This is a genomic window from Coleofasciculus sp. H7-2 (genome assembly GCF_042747725.1).
Lineage (GTDB): Bacteria > Cyanobacteriota > Cyanobacteriia > Cyanobacteriales > FACHB-T130 > FACHB-T130.
The window spans coordinates 102,131-120,067 of the sequence record NZ_JBHZGO010000099.1; the positions used below are offsets into that span (position 1 = coordinate 102,131).

Annotated in this window: 17 protein-coding genes and 1 pseudogene; 14 read left to right on the top strand and 4 right to left on the bottom strand. The window is 47.0% G+C overall.

Going from position 1 to position 17,937, the window contains the following annotated elements; all coding sequences use genetic code 11:
• Positions 1–134: 134 nt before the first annotated feature.
• Together ACFW2W_RS20030 and ACFW2W_RS20035 are read left to right on the top strand one after the other, a co-directional pair.
• The gene (locus tag ACFW2W_RS20030) at positions 135–533 is read left to right on the top strand and encodes a Uma2 family endonuclease (protein WP_378182202.1); all 399 of its coding nucleotides are present in this window, start codon (positions 135–137) and stop codon (positions 531–533) included.
• A 337-nt stretch (positions 534–870) separates the two neighbouring features.
• Entirely contained in the window at positions 871–2,007 is a 1,137-nt protein-coding gene (locus ACFW2W_RS20035) for a PD-(D/E)XK nuclease family protein (protein WP_378182204.1), read from the top strand.
• A 189-nt stretch (positions 2,008–2,196) separates the two neighbouring features.
• Here the strand turns inward: ACFW2W_RS20035 and ACFW2W_RS20040 are convergent, their stop codons facing one another.
• Entirely contained in the window at positions 2,197–3,000 is an 804-nt protein-coding gene (locus ACFW2W_RS20040) for a hypothetical protein (protein ID WP_378182206.1), read from the bottom strand.
• A 113-nt stretch (positions 3,001–3,113) separates the two neighbouring features.
• On the opposite strand from ACFW2W_RS20040, the gene ACFW2W_RS20045 reads away from it, so the two are divergent.
• From ACFW2W_RS20045 to ACFW2W_RS20065, 5 genes are all read left to right on the top strand, one after another.
• A complete protein-coding gene (locus ACFW2W_RS20045; RefSeq protein WP_378182209.1) occupies positions 3,114–4,349 on the top strand; it encodes a sigma-70 family RNA polymerase sigma factor in 1,236 nt (411 codons plus the stop codon).
• The gene (locus ACFW2W_RS20050; protein WP_378182212.1) at positions 4,346–5,521 is read left to right on the top strand and encodes a DUF1822 family protein; all 1,176 of its coding nucleotides are present in this window, start codon (positions 4,346–4,348) and stop codon (positions 5,519–5,521) included. The genes ACFW2W_RS20045 and ACFW2W_RS20050 overlap by 4 nt, the downstream gene beginning before the upstream one ends.
• 155 nt (positions 5,522–5,676) lie before the next feature.
• A complete protein-coding gene (gene argJ, locus ACFW2W_RS20055) occupies positions 5,677–7,011 on the top strand; it encodes a bifunctional ornithine acetyltransferase/N-acetylglutamate synthase (protein ID WP_378182215.1) in 1,335 nt (444 codons plus the stop codon).
• Between the two features lie 65 nt (positions 7,012–7,076).
• Positions 7,077–7,610, top strand: coding sequence for a hypothetical protein (locus tag ACFW2W_RS20060; protein WP_378182218.1), 534 nt, complete (start codon positions 7,077–7,079; stop codon positions 7,608–7,610).
• Between the two features lie 306 nt (positions 7,611–7,916).
• Positions 7,917–8,273, top strand: coding sequence for a hypothetical protein (locus tag ACFW2W_RS20065; RefSeq protein WP_378182221.1), 357 nt, complete (start codon positions 7,917–7,919; stop codon positions 8,271–8,273).
• 116 nt (positions 8,274–8,389) lie between these two features.
• Here the strand turns inward: ACFW2W_RS20065 and map are convergent, their stop codons facing one another.
• Complete coding sequence (gene map / locus ACFW2W_RS20070; RefSeq protein ID WP_378182224.1) at positions 8,390–9,151, bottom strand: type I methionyl aminopeptidase; 762 nt, start codon at positions 9,149–9,151, stop codon at positions 8,390–8,392.
• Positions 9,152–9,300: 149 nt separating this feature from the next.
• Positions 9,301–9,927, bottom strand: coding sequence for a class I SAM-dependent methyltransferase (locus ACFW2W_RS20075; RefSeq protein WP_378182227.1), 627 nt, complete (start codon positions 9,925–9,927; stop codon positions 9,301–9,303).
• Positions 9,928–10,038: 111 nt separating this feature from the next.
• On the opposite strand from ACFW2W_RS20075, the gene hemH reads away from it, so the two are divergent.
• On the top strand, positions 10,039–11,202 hold the full coding sequence (hemH, locus tag ACFW2W_RS20080; RefSeq protein ID WP_378182254.1) for a ferrochelatase: 1,164 nt from the start codon (positions 10,039–10,041) through the stop codon (positions 11,200–11,202).
• A gap of 71 nt (positions 11,203–11,273) precedes the next feature.
• Here the strand turns inward: hemH and ACFW2W_RS20085 are convergent, their stop codons facing one another.
• Positions 11,274–11,852: a DUF4126 domain-containing protein gene (locus ACFW2W_RS20085; protein ID WP_378182230.1), complete on the bottom strand. Its 579-nt coding sequence runs from the start codon at positions 11,850–11,852 to the stop codon at positions 11,274–11,276.
• A gap of 784 nt (positions 11,853–12,636) precedes the next feature.
• Between ACFW2W_RS20085 and ACFW2W_RS20090 the strand changes: the two genes are divergently transcribed.
• From ACFW2W_RS20090 to ACFW2W_RS20115, 6 genes and pseudogenes are all read left to right on the top strand, one after another.
• Complete coding sequence (locus tag ACFW2W_RS20090) at positions 12,637–13,935, top strand: Glu/Leu/Phe/Val dehydrogenase (protein WP_378182233.1); 1,299 nt, start codon at positions 12,637–12,639, stop codon at positions 13,933–13,935.
• A gap of 372 nt (positions 13,936–14,307) precedes the next feature.
• Entirely contained in the window at positions 14,308–15,315 is a 1,008-nt protein-coding gene (locus ACFW2W_RS20095; RefSeq protein WP_378182236.1) for an ATP-binding cassette domain-containing protein, read from the top strand.
• Positions 15,312–16,103, top strand: coding sequence for an ABC transporter permease (locus tag ACFW2W_RS20100; protein WP_378182239.1), 792 nt, complete (start codon positions 15,312–15,314; stop codon positions 16,101–16,103). Before ACFW2W_RS20095 ends, ACFW2W_RS20100 begins: the two co-directional genes overlap by 4 nt.
• Before the next feature lie 97 nt (positions 16,104–16,200).
• Positions 16,201–16,434, top strand: a complete 234-nt coding sequence (locus ACFW2W_RS20105) for a hypothetical protein (protein ID WP_378182242.1) — start codon at positions 16,201–16,203, stop codon at positions 16,432–16,434.
• Positions 16,431–16,891 (top strand): annotated as a pseudogene (locus tag ACFW2W_RS20110) (HNH endonuclease). Before ACFW2W_RS20105 ends, ACFW2W_RS20110 begins: the two are co-directional and overlap by 4 nt.
• A 65-nt stretch (positions 16,892–16,956) precedes the next feature.
• Entirely contained in the window at positions 16,957–17,739 is a 783-nt protein-coding gene (locus ACFW2W_RS20115; protein WP_378182245.1) for an ABC transporter permease, read from the top strand.
• Positions 17,740–17,937 lie beyond the last annotated feature (198 nt).

A 17,937-nucleotide genomic window follows, 5' to 3' on the forward strand; every position in this document is an offset into this window, starting at 1 on the left:
GTGAAGTGAGAATATCCAAAAGAAAGCGATCGCCTAGCTGAGAAGAAGCATTCGCCATGACCGTAACGATAGCCAAATGCTCTGTGGATAACTATCACCGCATGGCTGCGGTGGTATTTTAAACGATTGGTGTAGTGGAACTACTCAAAGGCGAAATTGTAGAGATGTCGCTGGAAGGAGAACCCTACGCCTATTTCAGCAGTAAAGCAGGAGAATATCTGACTTGCTCGTTGGGCGATAAGCCCTTTGGGGATGGCTTCGCTTACCGCGCAATGATTTGCCCAAGTAAGACAATTACCCTTCCGAATGAATCCGAGCCTGAGCCTGACATTGCTATTGTGCAACGCTTGGAGCATGAATACCTAGAGCCTCACCCCTATCCTGAAAATATTTTTTGCTTGATTGAATACTCAGATTCCACATTAGACAAGGATTGGCAGACTAAAAGTAAAGTCTATGCTGAAGTCAATATTCCTGAATACTGGGTTGTAAACCTCAAGAAGAGAATAAGTTATAGTATTTCGAGACCCTGAAGATGGGCAGTATGCCTCAAAATCTACACTAAATGAGGGGATGATTGACGCATTGGCATTTCTAGATGTAGCTGCATCCGTAGATTCAATTGCCAGCATTTAGGATCGCGTCTTTGCCATTTCCAGACATCCAGGTATCTGTCAAGAGGCTTTTGGCTTGAGTAACTTTGTCCAATTTCGCCAGGGTGTAGTGAGAGCTAAAATAGTTTTTAATACAGTGTTTATTGTACTGTATCTTCAATAACATTCATAACCCCAAATTCGGATAGATAGGCAGGATAAAACTGCTCTGGAGCAGTTCGTAGTTGATAACGAAGATTTAGAGAAGCTAGAAACGTTGGTAGCTCAGTTCAATATTTTTGAGGCAATTGGGGTCGTCCGTCAGGAAATTCGACACTCTAACTTTTTAGCATTTCTGCTCAACCCCTCTGGGACACATCGCCTAGGGGATACGTTTCTTAAGCGGTTTCTCAAGCGAATCCTCTTAAATGTTGAAAAGCCACAAGTCAGTCCGGTCGAGATTGATGTTGCTAACCTTTTAGATGCCGAAGTTCGTCGAGAGTGGAAAAATATTGATGTTTTAGTATATTCTCCAAGCAGCCGAGTTGTCTGCGTAATCGAAAATAAAGTCGGTTCACAGGAACATTCAGACCAATTGCGTCGATACCGAGAAATAATCCTTAAAGAGTTTAAAGGCTACCGTCATATATTTATCTATCTGACTCCCGAAGGACAGACTCCAGTATCTGAGGATGACAGTAAGGTTTGGTTAGTCCACAGCTACGATAAAATTGCTGAACTAATTGACGATACTTGCCGAAGGTATCAATCCACAATCGGTTCTGAAATTTATACATTGATGAGCCATTACAGCAGTTTAATCAGAAGACATATCGCGAAAGACTCAGAAATCGCTGAACTCTGTCGGAAAATCTATAAGCAACATAAGCAAGCTCTCGATCTCATTTATGAGCATCGCCCAAATTTAGCTTCTGAGGTTGCCGATTTTGCAAAGAAGTTGATTCAAGACGCTGAATCACATGGTTTGAGGCTAGACTCTTATTCTAATTCCAAGAACTTAGTTCGCTTTTGTGTTGCTGAATGGGATGATTTTCCCTTCCAAAGAACTTGCAATAATTGGGCAGGAAGTAAGCGAATTTTACGTTTTGAATTCAAAGTTGAACCCTCAGAGGTTATACTTGTGCTGACAATTGGACCAGGTAATCTTTCAATTAGACAAGATATCTACAATGCTCTCGCAGCATATAATATTGCAGGTTTTACCGCAGTCAAACCGGAAAATGAGAAAGGTTGGATCTATATTATCAAGCAGCCGATTATGGAAGTTATTGATCCGGAAGTTTCTATAGACGGTGTAGTAGGGGAAATTCAAGATTTTTGGGAACATTTCTTGACAATCGATTTGCCTGTCATAAAGAAGGCAATTACCGAAAAAATCTCGCCTTTGAGCTAACGCTTCCAACCTTTGATGTTATCGAGTAACAAATAGTTACCTAGTATTCCATTCAGGGCGATCGCTATCTCTACATAAGATAGCTCAAGGCGCGATTCTATATCTAGCCTCTGCACGAGAATAGTAATACAAACAACTCCCTCTAGATGAGAGGGAGTTGAAATTAAAACTAGGGGATTCAATTAGAAATTATTGCCACTTTTCGCTCCAGGCACCCGTTACATTAAATCCACTCGGTGCAATGTTCGTAAATTTCAAAGAACCCCAACCAAATGTGTTGCAAATGGGACCGAAACCGGAAGCGCAAATATCACCAGCACCGTAACCGTTAAACGAACGTGTCCCTAGGTGAGAGTAGGTGGTACCTCCCCAATTACCGTTGCCAAACCAAGTGGTATTGCCGGGACCTACTCGCAGAAAACAACGTAAGCCAGAACCTTGGCGAGTTCCTGTTAGGTCGGAAACTTTATATTCGTCGAAGTATTTACCGCAAGTCTGGGGTCTTGGCAGAGGTTTATAGTTTGCAGCTTTGACTAGGTTCCATTCTTCATTCCACGCACCTGTGACCCGAATTGTGGTTGAATTTACGACTTGAATTGACAAATTTCCGGGAAAATTGTTGTTAATGTTTTCTCCGTTTCCATAAATATCGGAAGCGAATCCAACGAGATTACGACCTCTGTAGAAGGCGTGACCAACGTGGCGATAAGTTGCACCTTTCCAATTTCCTTCGCCGTACCACGCCAATTTAGGAATGCTACTACCCGGCTTACCTTCACTCATCTTGACGCAGCGCACGCCAGTTCCTTCACGTCGATCGAGAGGTTTGACAACATAAGTGAGAGTATGCGGACCACAATTAAAGCTGGGTGCTTGGCTGAGTTTGAAGTTGCTTGGTGTTAAGGGAATGGATAATTGAGCGACCGCCGCTGATGCAGTCGATACTGTCATAATGGCACTGAGAAAGAGGAAACGAAAATTCAGCCTGACCATCTTGCTATTTCCTTGTAGTAAAGTTTGAGGAACGTTGTTGAGTTCCTGTAGTCAAGTTCGGGAAGCGTTGTTGAATCCCGTCTGTTGTTCTCTATGTCGGCTGGCGATTTTTTATGCACACTCGGCAAAACATCATTGAAATTTTTTCGACGTTCTTGCAATTTGATGCGGATCGGTTCAGTGGTTGGGTGACAGATGCCAAACTGCGGCGAAGTATGCTGGGTTGCATGAGTCAGCTGCCACAACCGGAAACTTCAGAAAACTTTTGGGTGCTTTACTGGTACAAGGAAAGGCAATCTCAGGGGGAGAGTCTGGCGCGATCGCCCAAAATGAGTCATTCCCCTGGAACATGGCATCTAGTCGCTTATCTTCAAGAAGCTTGCTATTGGGTGGCTCAAAAAACAGCTGCGAATTTTTCCAGCGGACAGAATACTGTCGCCGACTGTTTTCAAATTGCGATCGCGCAAGTTGATAAAGTCCTCAAAGGCTTTAACCCCAGCCAAGGTTTTGCGCTGAAAAATTACGCTAGTGCCATTTTTAGCAATCTGATCCGCGAAAACCTGCGCCAGCGCGGGGAAGTGGATATCTGCACGCCTTGGGGATTGTTGCGTAAAATTAGCCAAAAGCGACTCATTGAGGCTTTGCAAACAGCGGGGTTATCTTCGCAAGCGATCGCTAGTTACGTTCTCGCTTGGAACTGTTTCAAGGCGGTTTATGTCCCCACGCCAATCGCTAGTCGCAAACTTCCTAAACCAGACAGCACGGCTTGGAACGCGATCGCCGCGCTGTACAATTACAATTCGCAACGACAAGGCGCAGAATCTCCTCCTGAAACGTTGGAAAAGTGGCTGCTGAGTTGTGCTAAAGCTGCACGAGACTATCTCTATCCCACGTTTAATTCCCTCAATACTCCCAGAGAAGGACAAGATTTTGGAGAATTCCTAGAGATTCTGCCAGGAACTGAATCTCCATCCTTACTTGCCGAAATAATTAGCAAAGAAGAAGAACAAAGCCGCAATTCTCAGCTAGCTGAAATTAACGCGGTTTTAGTCGCAGCAGTTGCCAAGCTGGAATCCCAAGCACAACAACTGTTGCAGATGTACTACACTCAGCAGCTAAATCAACAGCAGATTGCCCAGCAGTTGGAGATCCAGCAATATACCGTTTCTCGTCGGCTTTCTAAGGCGCGGCAATCCTTGCTGCTAGCACTGGCTCAATGGAGTCAGAACACCCTGCATATTGCCTTAACCTCAGACGTACTAAAAGATACCAGTGCAGTGCTGGAAGAATGGCTCAAAATCCACTACAGCCATCCTGACACCCTAACCCACAGGGAGCAGCCCCTATGACGTATGACGCCGCCTTATTTGCATTTGCCGATCCGACTCAACTGTGCTTAGAAATATCGCCAACCGCTCAAAATCAGGCTCAACAACAAAGCCAATCTTTTTCTACACTCAGTAGTCGCTGGAATGCTTATCTCAATCAAATTTCCCTAAGTGCAATTTTACCTTGGCTGCGAGAAGAGTACGAACCGAGAGCCAAAGCTTGGCCTAGTGTTGCGGCTTTACCCAGCGGCTGGGAAGTGGTGAATGGAACCGCGATTGAATTAGGGACAACGCGATTCGTATTCATTGCCAGCGAAGCAATCGACTTGAGCGAGTTGCGGGTGCCGCAAGAATGGGTAGATATACCCAGTTGGGTTGGGGATTATTACCTAGCGGTGCAAGTCGAGCCGGATGATGGGTGGGTGAGGATTTGGGGGTATTGCACTCATCAACAGCTAAAGACGAGAGGAAATTATGATGCGAGCGATCGCACTTATTCTCTAGATGAAAGCGACGTAATTTCAGACATCAATGCCCTGTGGGTGGCGCGTCAACTATGCCCGGAAGAAGCAACCCGCGCTTCTGTTGCACCTTTGGCAGCTTTATCATCAACGCAAGCAGAAAATTTGATCCAGCGTTTAGCAAATACTGCGATTGCAGCGCCTCGGCTAGAAGTGCCGTTTGCCATCTGGGGAGCGTTACTAGAGCATGGCGGCTGGCGAGAGCGGTTGTACGAACGACGGCAAGGACTACCGGAGCAGTGGTCAATTCTGCAATGGCTCCGGATAGGTGTCTCAGAAGTCGGACAGCAACTGGGTTGGGGACGGATTGAGTTTCAACCGAGTTTTGCCGGTGCTAGAAGCGCAGAACCCACACCGACACCCACCGCACTGTCTCGCCAATTGGTGATTGCCGGTCAACAATATGAATTGCAGGTCATCCCTCTAGGCAATCCAGAGGAGCGAAGGTGGCGCTTTGAGCTAAGAAATTTATCAATAGTCACGAGCATTCCCGGTGGATTTACCCTGAGACTGCTGACTGAAGACCTACAACCCTTTGAAAACAACGCAGATATTGCCACGACTGCTGTAGAGCAGCTTTACGTTGATGTCATTTTGGCACCCGGAGAAGGATTGGTGTGGGAAATAGAGCCAGTTCCAGAAAACTACGAAAGAGAAATCTTACGTTTTTAAGGGCGATCGCTTTCAACAATTGCCAAGTAGAAAGGGAGTGAACTGTATTGGCATCTACTTGCGCGATCGCTCCCAATTTAATTTATGACTCAGTAACACTCACCGCAGCCCTGAGAATTGCTAAAATTTGCATCATTTAGCTTTCAGGGGGAGTGATGACAAACTGGCAAATCATTAGTGGTGGAGTAACGGCTCCTAGAGGGTATCGGGCGGCTGGAATCGTCGCCGGACTGAAGCCTTCAGGCTTACCGGATTTAGCGTTAATTTATTCGGAGGTGGAAGCGATCGCAGCGGGTGTCTTCACCACCAGTCAGGTACGCGCCGCCTGTGTCGATTATTGCCGTCAGCACCTCTCTACCAAACACAGCGCCCACGCGATTCTCTGCAACGCTGGGCAAGCCAACGCCGCCACGGGTGCCCAAGGTTGGATTGACGCCATTGAAAGCGCCCAAATGTTAGCTCAGGCGCTGAGAATTCCCTCCGACTCTATCTTGTTGGCATCCACGGGCGTCATTGGGCAACGCATTAAGATGGATGCCTTCCGGGATGGGATTCCTAAATTGGTCGCCGCCGCTTCTGAGACTGGGGGCGATGCAGCCGCACAAGCGATCGTCACCACCGACTTAGTGACGAAATCGATTGCACTAGAGACAACTTTTGGCGATCGCCCGGTGCGAATCGGCGGCATGGCAAAGGGATCTGGTATGATTCATCCCAACATGGCGACGATGCTGGCTTTTGTCACTTGCGATGCAGCGGTGGCTCCCTCCCTATGGCAAAAAATGCTGAGTCGAGCCGCCGACCAAAGTTTCAACCAAATTACCGTCGATGGCGATACCAGTACCAACGATACGCTGATCGCCTTAGCAAATGGGGAATCTCGCACCCCGGCAATTACCGAAATGGGGCCAGACGCCGAGAAATTAGAGGCGATGCTGACTGAAGTTTGCCAATATTTAGCGAAAGCGATCGCCCGTGATGGCGAAGGGGCTACCTGCTTAATTGAAGTGCAAGTTACCGGCGCGTCCGATGAAAAAGCCGCCCGTCAGGTTGCCAAAACGGTTGTCGGTTCATCCTTAGTCAAGTCAGCAGTGTTTGGGCGCGATCCCAACTGGGGACGAATTGCAGCAGCGGCGGGTCGTTCCGGGGTGCTGTTCGATCAAGAACATCTCCGGATTCAGCTAGGGGATTTCTTATTGATGGAAAATGGTCAACCTTTGCCCTTCGATCGGGCGGCGGCGAGTGCTTATTTAAAACAAGCGGCGGCGGCGTCGGCAAAAGAGGTACTCAGCACTGATTCCAGCAATGATGTCATGCAAGTAGAGTCGGGTCAACCTGTTGCGTTTAGTCGCCCCGCATCGCCTACCAATTTCAAAGAACAGACAGTGGCGATCGCTCTGAGCATCGGGAATGGTTCTGGTTCTGGTATCGCTTGGGGCTGCGACTTGAGTTATGACTATGTGAAGATTAACGCTGAGTATACAACCTGACTTTTGAGTAATTTTGCCGATCTGTTCGGGGTGCCATATTGCCGACTCTAGCAAAGGTGAATAGGATGAAAGCTGAAACAACCAAAAATATCATCAAATTTCAATCCTATAAGTTTGCTTTTGAGCGCATGGAGGAGGCAATTAAAAAAGAGTTTTTCCTAGAATCAATTATGATTGCGGAAAGCATCATCTCAGATCGGCTTCTGAGTTACTTAATTGTTAAACTGAAAGAAGCAGGCGAAACTCATCAGTTTACAAATAAAGAAACTTTTCTCGGAAGATTGATTCAGGAATGGAAAAGGCGGGATGAAATAGTTCCGTATAAAACTAGGGAAGATTTGATTGACGCTGTGAGGCTTTGGAGCTACGACCGGAATGAATGCGCTCATGGTCTTGTGAAGTCTCAACCGGGCGAACCGAGTATATCGGTAGAAGAGTTCATCAAAAAAGCTTCTGAGTGTGCAGTCAATGGGAAACAGCTAGCCCGTGATGTCTGTAGCTGGACGCAAACCAAAAAATCAAAAATTAGAAAGATGAAAGTCCCAGCGCCTGAATCAATCGATACACCCACAAAACCTGCCTTCTCTGACTTAATTTAGCGCGATCGCTGCTTTTCGGCTGAATCAGCTGTCGATAAATCAGATGACTGTTCTATCTCAGTCTCATTTATCAATGCTTTGTTCTCAGTCATGGCTAATGCCTACTGGCGACTCGTATTGTAGCTAACAAATCAATTCGATTGTAGCCAAGGCTGGCGATCGCACTTCCTTTGGGCAAGTGCTTTAATGTGAGCATAAGCGAGTATTCGCCTTAGTGTAGAGACGCGATTAATCGCGTCTCTACAGGGAGAGTGCGAATCATTTAGGATTGCTATAGCTATACGCAGTTGGGAGGATAAATAATGTATGTTCAAAAAAATAGAGTTGCTTTGTCTTGCCATCATGTTGGGAATTGCTCTAGTGCCCAAACAAACACTGGCGCAAGAAACATCTTACTTGGAATCGCGGATTTCTAGATTGGAAGCCGAAACTTATCAATTGCGATCGCAAATAAACCAGCTACAGTCGCAGGTATTAGGACTGAACCAGTCCACCTCTCAAAGAACCGGCTCCACTAAACCAGCGCCTCCCATTGCCCCTAGAGCCAATCGACCCGCCTCAGCAGACCCCATGTTTGACCGCCTAGCCACTCTGGTCATCGAACTCAAGCAGCGCATCAACAAACTAGAAGCACAAGCTGAATTACAACAACAACGTCGGTAGAAGCAAGACAATTTTAGATTTTTTCGTCAAAACCTAGTGCATCTACGCTCCTCACAAGTTCCCAGCAATATTCTCCAGCCCGACAAAGCAACCTTTTATCAAGGAACCGTCTAATCTTAACCTTGGGTCAGGATCTCGACGCCTTCCTCGGTGACAGCAACTGTATGCTCAAACTGAGCGGAGAGCTTTCGATCTAGTGTGACAGCCGTCCACCCATCGTCGAGGATCTCGACTTCCCAAGTTCCCTCATTAATCATCGGTTCAATCGTAAAAACCATGCCCGGTCTCAGACGCTTCCCGGTTCCGCGTCTACCATAATGGAGAATCTCTGGTGCAGTATGGAAAATGCGGTGAACGCCGTGTCCCGCGAAGTTCCGCACCACAGAAAAACCTTCTCCTTCAGCGTACTCTTGAATCGCTGCCCCAATATCGCCAATCCGCGCCCCCGGCTTGACTTCAGCAATTCCTCTGTTCAGGCACTCCAGCGTCACCTCAACCAACTTTTTCGCAATGGGTGAGGGCTTACCCACAAAGAACGTCTTAGAGGTATCGCCGTGGTAGCCATCCACCAGCGGCGTCACATCAATGTTAATGATGTCACCTTCTTTAAGAACCTGTTTAGCGCTGGGGATGCCGTGGCAGACCACTTCGTTGATGCTGGTGCAAAGAGACTTGGGAAACCCCTTGTAGCCAAGCGGGGCGCTTTTAGCTTTGCGAGCCAAAGTCCAGCGTTCAGCTTCATCGTTGAGTTCTAGGGTACTGACTCCTGGCTTGACCATCGGTTCTAGATAGTGGAGGAGTTCAGCCGCCAAGCGTCCAGCCTGACGCATTTTATCCAACTCCCGGCTCGATAACAGCTCAATTGTTTCGCTTTTCATCGTGATATATTTCCTTGATTTTCTGGTGGCGAGTAGCCGCTTCTGAGGCAAGAGAAGGCGTCTCATTTGCAGCTAATTAGTGTATCTGGGAATGGAGAGTAGAAGTGCTGCTTCCCTCTAGCTCTGTGTCCTTGGCGTTCTGGAGCGGTTTATTTCCTGGCGTGAATCACCTGCAAACTTCCACCTGCATGAAGTGTAGGTTCTCCCACCAGATTAAACCCAATCTCCTCCAACAACCCAGGCAAATCCGTCTGCAACAGCTGCCAAGCGGTTTCTGTCTCAAACAACCACAAAAATAGCGAGATTGCCGGCCAAAATAGCGGATTTGTGGGACGATGAAAATCGACTAAGGCAAAGATGCCTCCCGGTTTTAGTACCCGGTAGACTTCTCGGAGAATTTGTCGCAATCGATCGGGTTCCATTTCATGCATAGCAGCACTGGTATGCACGAGGTCAAAGCGATCGCTCAGCAAAGGCATATCTTCAGCCAAGGCTTCCACATACTTCGCTTGCGGGACGTTCCGCTGCGCCCGTTCCAGGGATACGGGTGAGATATCCAGACCCGTGACATCTTGGGAATATTTCACCAAGATTTGGGTTGCCTGACCGCTGCCGCAACACAGGTCTAACACTTTGGTTTCTGAATCGATCGTTAACCCTTGCAAAGCCAGTTGACGAAATCTTGCTTCCCCGCCTACACTCACAGCAGCCAAACGAGCGATCGCATCATACAGCCACTGGTGTTGATAACTCCAAGTCCTTAAAATAGTAGCCACTACTCCACCCCTAGTTAAAATGTGTATCTCTTATTGCAGACCCGAACCTTTAAAAGAATATTATTGTTAAAATCAGTAACGAAAATGAAAGATTGGGAAACTGTAACCGCTATGGGTCGTGTAGGAGTTTTGCTACTAAATCTGGGTGGGCCGGATGACTTAGAGGATGTTGGACCTTTTCTGTTTAATCTGTTTTCCGACCCAGAAATTATTCGCATACCCTTTTCTGGGTTACAAAAACCCTTAGCGTGGCTGATTTCCACCTTAAGAACCAAGAAATCGCAAGAAAACTATCGGGAAATCGGGGGCGGCTCCCCACTGCGGCGGATTACAGAAGCCCAAGCAGAAGCGCTTCAGGCAAAATTGCAGCAACAAGGACAAGAAGCGAATATTTACATCGGGATGCGTTACTGGTATCCCTTTACTGAAGAAGCGATCGCTCGCATCAAGCGCGACGCTATAGAGCGCCTGGTAATTCTCCCCCTCTATCCGCAGTTTTCTATCAGCACCAGCGGTTCCAGCTTCCGCCTTTTAGAAAGACTCTGGCAGGAAGACCCAGCACTTAGCCGAATTGAATACACTGTCATTCCCTCCTGGTATCACCAACCCAGCTACCTGCAAGCAATGGCTGAGTTGATTACCCAAGAACTCGACCAATTTGCCAATCCCGACCAAGTTCATCTCTTTTTTAGCGCCCACGGCGTTCCCGTCAGCTACGTTGAAGAAGCCGGAGATCCCTATCAAAGAGAAATTGAGGACTGCACCGCTCTCATTATGCAAACCCTCAATCGACCCAATCCCCACACCCTGGCTTATCAAAGTCGAGTCGGGCCAGTCGAGTGGCTTAAACCCTACACCGAAGATGCCCTAAAAGAACTGGGAGCCGAGGGAGTCGAAAATTTGTTAGTTGTACCGATTAGCTTCGTCTCCGAGCATATCGAAACCCTACAAGAAATTGACATCGAGTACCGCGAACTGGCAGAAGAATCTGGCATCCACGACTTCCGCCGCGTGCCAGCACTAGATACTCATCCCCGCTTTATTGAAGCAATGGCGACTTTGGTGGTTGATGCCCTCGACGCCCCCAGTCTGAAGCTATCCCAAGTCCCACAGCTCAAGAAAAAAGTCAAAATGTATCCCCAAGAGCGCTGGGAGTGGGGCATGACCACAGCAGCAGAAGTCTGGAACGGTCGTCTGGCAATGCTTGGCTTTATTGCCTTAGTGATCGAGTTACTTAGCGGTCGCGGTCCTCTACACTTTGTCGGACTGATGTGAAAAGTAAAAAGTAAAAAAGCAAAACTAGAAACAAACAATCCTTTCTTTTGCCTTTTTACTTTTGTTTTCTTTCAGTCGGGTTGCTGATAGTTTCCCCTAGAGCGTTTGTGTCCTCGATACCAGCGATACCATTCCTTAGAGCTGCGAATAGCCAGCCACAACAACAGTAAGGCGATGATTCCTCCATGCTTGGGCGCATCGAAAGCGAAGATGACCAAGACAACGCACAGAAAATCTTGCAAAAAGACGACCCACAGAGGTAGACGCCGCAAGCGGTAGAACCAGCCGACCTGAACTAGCTGGAGGACGAACGCTAATAAGCTGCCCACCACAGCAACTATCCACAGAAGCCAAGTGGAAGCACCAGTGATTTGGGCAACTGCAACGCCCATAATGGCTCCCACAATCGGGCTGAAAACTAGCTGGATTATTTGCAATACGCGCTGACCCAACAGCTTTTTTGAGGCGAACAGCTCAAATAACGACCAGCTGGTTAGCACTCCTAAAACGATAGGAGGAGGAAAGCGCGACAGTAGGGGCACGCTTGACCAGAGATTGGCACTGTGCAATAGACCAATGACTAGCAAGGGCAGAGCCACTCTCATCCCTGCCGCCGCAGACGCAGAGAGTGCGGCTAAGATTTCAATCATAAGAATTCAGCCGACACAAGAACTGATTGCTTGACATCAGGACAGATGAGAAGATTCCTCTGTTTACAGTTTCACACTGCTATGGAGAGCTTGCCACTAATTTCCAAGATATTTCATCAGCAGCGACTGCGCTGATGGGTGATCCCCCCTCACCCGCTGCTCCAGGCTTCGCTTAAACCGGAATTGTGTCGCTTATTCTTAAAATGTTACATATAATACAGTTTTTTTTGTGTTTTAATGTTTATAGGGAAAGTGAAGCGTCTTTCAGGAAAGAAAATTAATTGCAATACTTGCTAAGCGCACACTTATTAAGTCGGTAAAAATAAACAAAAAATCCTCACTTTGCTGAGAAACTCGACGATGAGCAACTCGCAAGATTACCTATTAAAAAATAGGTTTAGGGGGGATGCAGTTTTTGCCTACTTAATTCACAACCCTAGCCAAAGCAATCGTTTTCTATTGCGATCTACTTAAGCAGGTGGTGTAATTAAACATTACTTGTAGGGTTTGTAATGGGTAATTAGTCATGCGTCATCCCAGTTCACTTTTTCACCGCGACACTTTAGCTTCTTCTTATCTCCTCTTTTAAAGGGGTTGGGGCGATCTAATGTGTAGCTTCACAAAAGTGAAATGGCAACAAACCAGGGACTACCGGACTAAAAACTACTGAAAATTATCCGTTACCAGCCTTAAAGAGTCACCTTAATTTGCACCGTTCTGCTTCTCTTAAATTGAAATTTGTATTAGCATACCAGCTTGATCGTGCAACAGGAGGAATCGTGGGATGTCAGACTCGTTATTTGCTGATGCTAGCCAAAGATTAGAACAAGCCCTAAAATTTGTTTCTATTTCCGACGATGCAGCCGAACACTTAAAATATCCAAAAGCCAGTTTAGCCGTTTCAATTCCTGTCCGGATGGATGATGGCACTTTGAGAATTTTTCAGGGCTATCGTGTCCGTTACGATGATACCAGAGGACCGACTAAAGGAGGGGTGCGCTATCATCCCAATGTTTCAATGGATGAAGTGCAATCCTTAGCCTTTTGGATGACCTTTAAGTGCGCGGTATTAAATTTACCATTTGGTGGTGCGAAAGGGGGAATAACGCTGAATCCGAAAGAACTCTCAAAGATGGAGTTAGAACGGCTGAGTCGCGGTTATGTGGATGCGATCGCAGACTTTATTGGTCCTGACGTAGATATTCCAGCACCCGACGTTTACACCAATCCCATGATTATGGGTTGGATGATGGATCAATACAGTATCATCCGCCGTCAAATTACTCCAGCAGTTGTCACTGGCAAACCGCTAACAATGGGGGGTAGTTTAGGCAGAGATACCGCCACCGCCACGGGTGCTTTCTTTGTCATTGAAAGCATCATGAGCAAAGTTGACCGACTACCTCAAGAGACAACAGTAGCAGTTCAAGGATTTGGGAATGCTGGTGCAGAGATAGCAGAATTACTCTCCAAAGCTGGATATAAAGTCGTTGCGGTTAGCGATTCTCAAGGCGCAGTCTATTCCAAAAAAGGATTAGATATTGCGAAAATTCGACAATACAAATTATCTAGCAAAGGAATTAAAGCCCTCTATTGCCAAGACACCGTTTGTCACATTGATGAACATGAAGTCATCAGTAACGAGGAACTTTTAACCTTAGATGTGGATATCCTAATTCCAGCCGCCTTGGAAAATCAAATTAATGAGGCGAATGTCAAGGATATCAAAGCAAAATATATCTTTGAAGTCGCTAATGGCCCGGTTAGTTCGGCAGCTGACAGAATTCTGGAAGAACGAGGAATTTATGTCTTTCCCGATATTTTAGTCAATGCGGGTGGCGTTACAGTCAGCTACTTTGAATGGGTACAAAATCGCAGCGGACTTTATTGGACGCTAAAAGAAGTCAATCAACGCTTAATGGAAAAAATGGTCGAAGAAACTGAGAAAATTTGGGCAATTTCTCAGGAACTAGCCATTCCAATGCGAACAGCGGCTTACGTCCATGCTTTAAATCGGCTGGGAGAAGCCATTAACGCCAAGGGTACGCGAGATTATTATATCAACGGTCGAGTTTACGCATAGTACATGAGTTAACGAGAGGCGATCGCGCTATCTAGGGCAGGGGGACACCCCTGCCCTATTTCTTTGAGATCATCCATCTGAAACCCTCCAAACATCTTAGGACTTACGCAACATCACCACATCTGAGGGCAACCACAGGGGGATTGCCCCTACAAAACTCTATATGTATAAGCTTTGTGTAAGTCCTGATCTGCAAACTGCCAGTCGCAGTTTATGACGTAGATAGACAAAAACGTCAATACCTTTGGATTGGGAAAGCTCAGCCTGGAATCGAGAGTAATGTTGGATACCCGTTTAAGTCTTGCCATTGGATAGCAACAACCAGTCACCTTTGAGATTATGAAGTTAGATCCATAAACTAAAAGAATTACAATGCCCATTGTTTCGGCTGAGAAACTGAGCAAAATCTATCCAGTGGCGGTCAAAGAACCCGGACTTAAGGGGACATTACAGCACTTTTTGCGCCGCACCTACCGCGAGGTGAAGGCGGTTCAAGACGTTTCCTTCGAGATTGAAGCGGGGGAAGTGGTGGGGTTTTTAGGTGCCAATGGTGCGGGAAAAACGACGACTCTGAAGATGCTCACGGGGTTAATCCATCCCTCCGCAGGCGTGGTGCGGGTGGCTGGACACGTTCCTTTCCAGCGTCAGGCGTCTTTTTTGAAACAAATTACGCTGGTGATGGGGCAAAAGCAGCAGTTGCTCTGGGACTTGCCAGCGATGGACTCGCTGAGGATAAACGCTGCTGTTTATAACATCCCCGACAAAGAGTTTCGGCGCATGGTGGGGGAACTGACGGAGATGCTTTCACTGCAAGGCAAGCTGAATCAGCCGGTGCGGAAGCTTTCTTTGGGGGAACGCATGAAGGCTGAGTTGCTAGCAGCACTCCTCCACCAGCCCAAGGTACTGTTTTTGGATGAGCCGACGCTGGGACTCGATATCAATGCTCAGGTAGGGGTGCGGAAATTTTTGCGGGAGTACAATCAGCTCTATGGCGCTACGATTCTCTTAACCAGCCACTACATGGCAGACATCACTGCTTTGTGTCAGCGGGTGCTACTGATTCATCAAGGTCAGCTAATTTATGATGGCAGTTTGGATGGACTCCTAGACCGCTTTGCCCCCTACCGCGAAGTGAAAGTAGAGTTGGCGCATCCGCTACCCAAAGATGATCTCGAAAGGGGAAGTTTGGCATCTTTAAAGTCTTATGGCGAAATTGAAGCGGTAGAAGGTCAAGTGGTGCGGTTGCTGGTGCGGCGGGAGGCGCTGACTCGCACAGTCGCTAAAATTTTGGCGGAAATGGATGTATTGGATTTGGCAGTGACTGAGCCGCCGATTGAAGAAGTAATCGGTCAGGTGTTTCGTGCAGGGGTCGTTGTATGAGTTCAGCAATGAGAACAGCCAAAGCTTTGCTGGTAGCTTATTACGCTCATATGCTGGAGTATCGGGCAGAGCTATTTTTGTGGGCGCTATCGGGTTCTGTGCCCTTCATCTTGATGGGGATTTGGATGGAGGCAGCAGCGCAAGGTGGACGGTTTGGGCTGTCGCCAGTAGATTTTGCCCGCTATTTCATTGCAGCTTTCTTGGTTAGGCAGTTTACGGTTGTTTGGGTGATTTGGGAATTTGAGAAGCAGGTGGTGCAAGGGACGTTGTCTTCTCGGCTGCTGCAACCTTTAGACCCGGTGTGGCATCATGTGGCTTCTCATCTTTCCGAACGCCTTGCCCGTTTCCCGTTCATTGGGGGGTTGGTAATCTTGTTTTTTACGCTCTACCCGAAGGCAATTTGGTTGCCGAGTGTGGGGAGAATTTTACTATTTTTCGGGGTGGTAGCGATCGCCTTCACTCTCCGCTTTCTCATCCAATACACTTTTGCTCTGTTTGCTTTTTGGACGGAACGCGCTAGCGCCATCGAGCAATTCTGGTTTCTGCTGTATCTGTTTCTTTCTGGCATTGTTGCCCCACTTGAAGTTTTTCCTCCAGCGGTGCGTGAAGTGGTTCTGTGGACGCCGTTTCCCTATCTGGTGCATTTCCCGGCGGCGTTGTTGGTAGGGTTGCCAGTAGATTTAGGGCGGGGTTTATTGGCAATGTTTGGTTGGTGTTTGCTGTTTTTCGTCTGGAATCGTTGGATGTGGCGGCAAGGTTTGAAGCAGTATTCGGGGATGGGGGCGTAGGAAGCAAGAGGGGGAAAAGCGCGATCGCGTTTCTAGATGGGGTGAGGATGCGATCGCTATAATAGTACAACAGAACTAAAGCCACTATAAAAATGCTATGACCCCAGTAGTAATTAGACCCTCATCTTGGCTAACGACTGGCATCCGAGTTGAAAAAATTAAGAATATGAATCTTTTCAAGTTTACTGAAGAACTCCAGTCCCGAATGGAAGAACTTTTAGAGAAAAAAAAGGCTGATTCGCTTACGTTAGAAGAAGCAGCTGAACTGGAGGGGATAGGAGAATTAGACATGATTTTTACCTATATCAATGCCCAAATTGCTGCTTCGTGACTATTTCAAACAAAATACAACAGTTGGTGCGGCAACGAGCTAAGTTTTTGTGCGAGTATTGCCATTCTCCTGAATTTTTGAGTACAGCTCTACTCACGATTGAGCATTTATTACCGCAATCTTTGGGAGGGTCTGATCAGATTGAAAATTTAGCCTTAGCTTGTCGTCGCTGTAACGAGCGTCGTTATAATTTTATAGTCGGAATTGATACTGAAACTCAAGAAGAAATTCCCTTATTTAATCCTCGTCAGCACCAGTGGGCAGAGCATTTTATCTGGACAGCAGATAGTATAAAAAATTTTTAGGTATTACCCCTACAGGTCGAGCTACTTGTAATCGACTTGACTTTAATGATGAGTTTCATAATGATGGTTTCATTCAGAAATCTCGTCGATTTTGGGTGCAAGGCGGCTGGCATCCTCCCAAGGACGATCCGCGTCAAGAGAGTGAGGGTTAAAGCGCGGTGTTGCTATCCACAAATCGCGTTACTTTCAAATTGGCACACCTTGCAACCTTGAGAAGATGCAACGATATCTACGGGTACTAAAGCTATTTTGGAGTACAGCGATCGCTGCCGAACTTGAATACCGGGTTAATTTTGTTCTAGCGGCACTCAGTAGTTTGGGAAACCTAGCCGGTAGTATGTTTGGGTTGTCCTTGTTTTACCGCAATGGTTACACCTTTGAAGGGTGGAAATGGGAGGAAGCTTTGGTTGTGCTAGGAGTTTTTACGATCCTGCAAGGCTTTTCTAATACCTTCTTGGTGCCTAATTTAAACCGGATTGTCGATCAGGTTCAGCAAGGGACGCTAGACTTTGTGCTGCTTAAGCCCATCAGCAGCCAATTTTGGCTTTCTACCCGCGCCCTTTCTCCTTGGGGACTGCCAGATTTAGTGTTTGGAGGAGTGCTGATTGGGTATGCTGGGGCGCGGTTGGGTTTGAGAATAAACGACTATTTCTTAAGTGCGATGCCGCTACTATTCGGTTTCGCAATTCTGTACAGTCTGTGGTTTATGCTGGGAGCGACCAGCATCTGGTTTGTGAAAATCTACAACGTCACAGAGGTACTTAGAGGTTTTCTGGAAGCGGGGCGGTACCCGATGGTTGCTTATCCCGCTGCTTACCGTTTTTTCTTTACTTTTGTAGTGCCAGTGGCGTTTTTAACGACTATACCAGCAGAGGCGATGCTGGGACGAGTTGAGGTGGATTGGATGGTGAGTGCGGGGATTCTGGCGTTGGCGCTATTATTCGCTTCGCGGGTCTTCTGGCGGTTTGCGTTGCGATTTTATACGAGTGCGTCGAGTTAAAACCTCTCCGCCAACCCTTCTCCTACAAGGAGAGGGGCGAAGATTATTCCCCCTTCCTTAGTAGGGCTATCCCAGAAGTGTTGAAAGATAGCTTAAGACGGAAAAAATGGGGGCAGAATGTAGTATTCTACCCCCACACAAACTAAAAATGATGACTGATGTTAACGTCCTTTGCCAGCATTGTCAAATCCTTGCTCA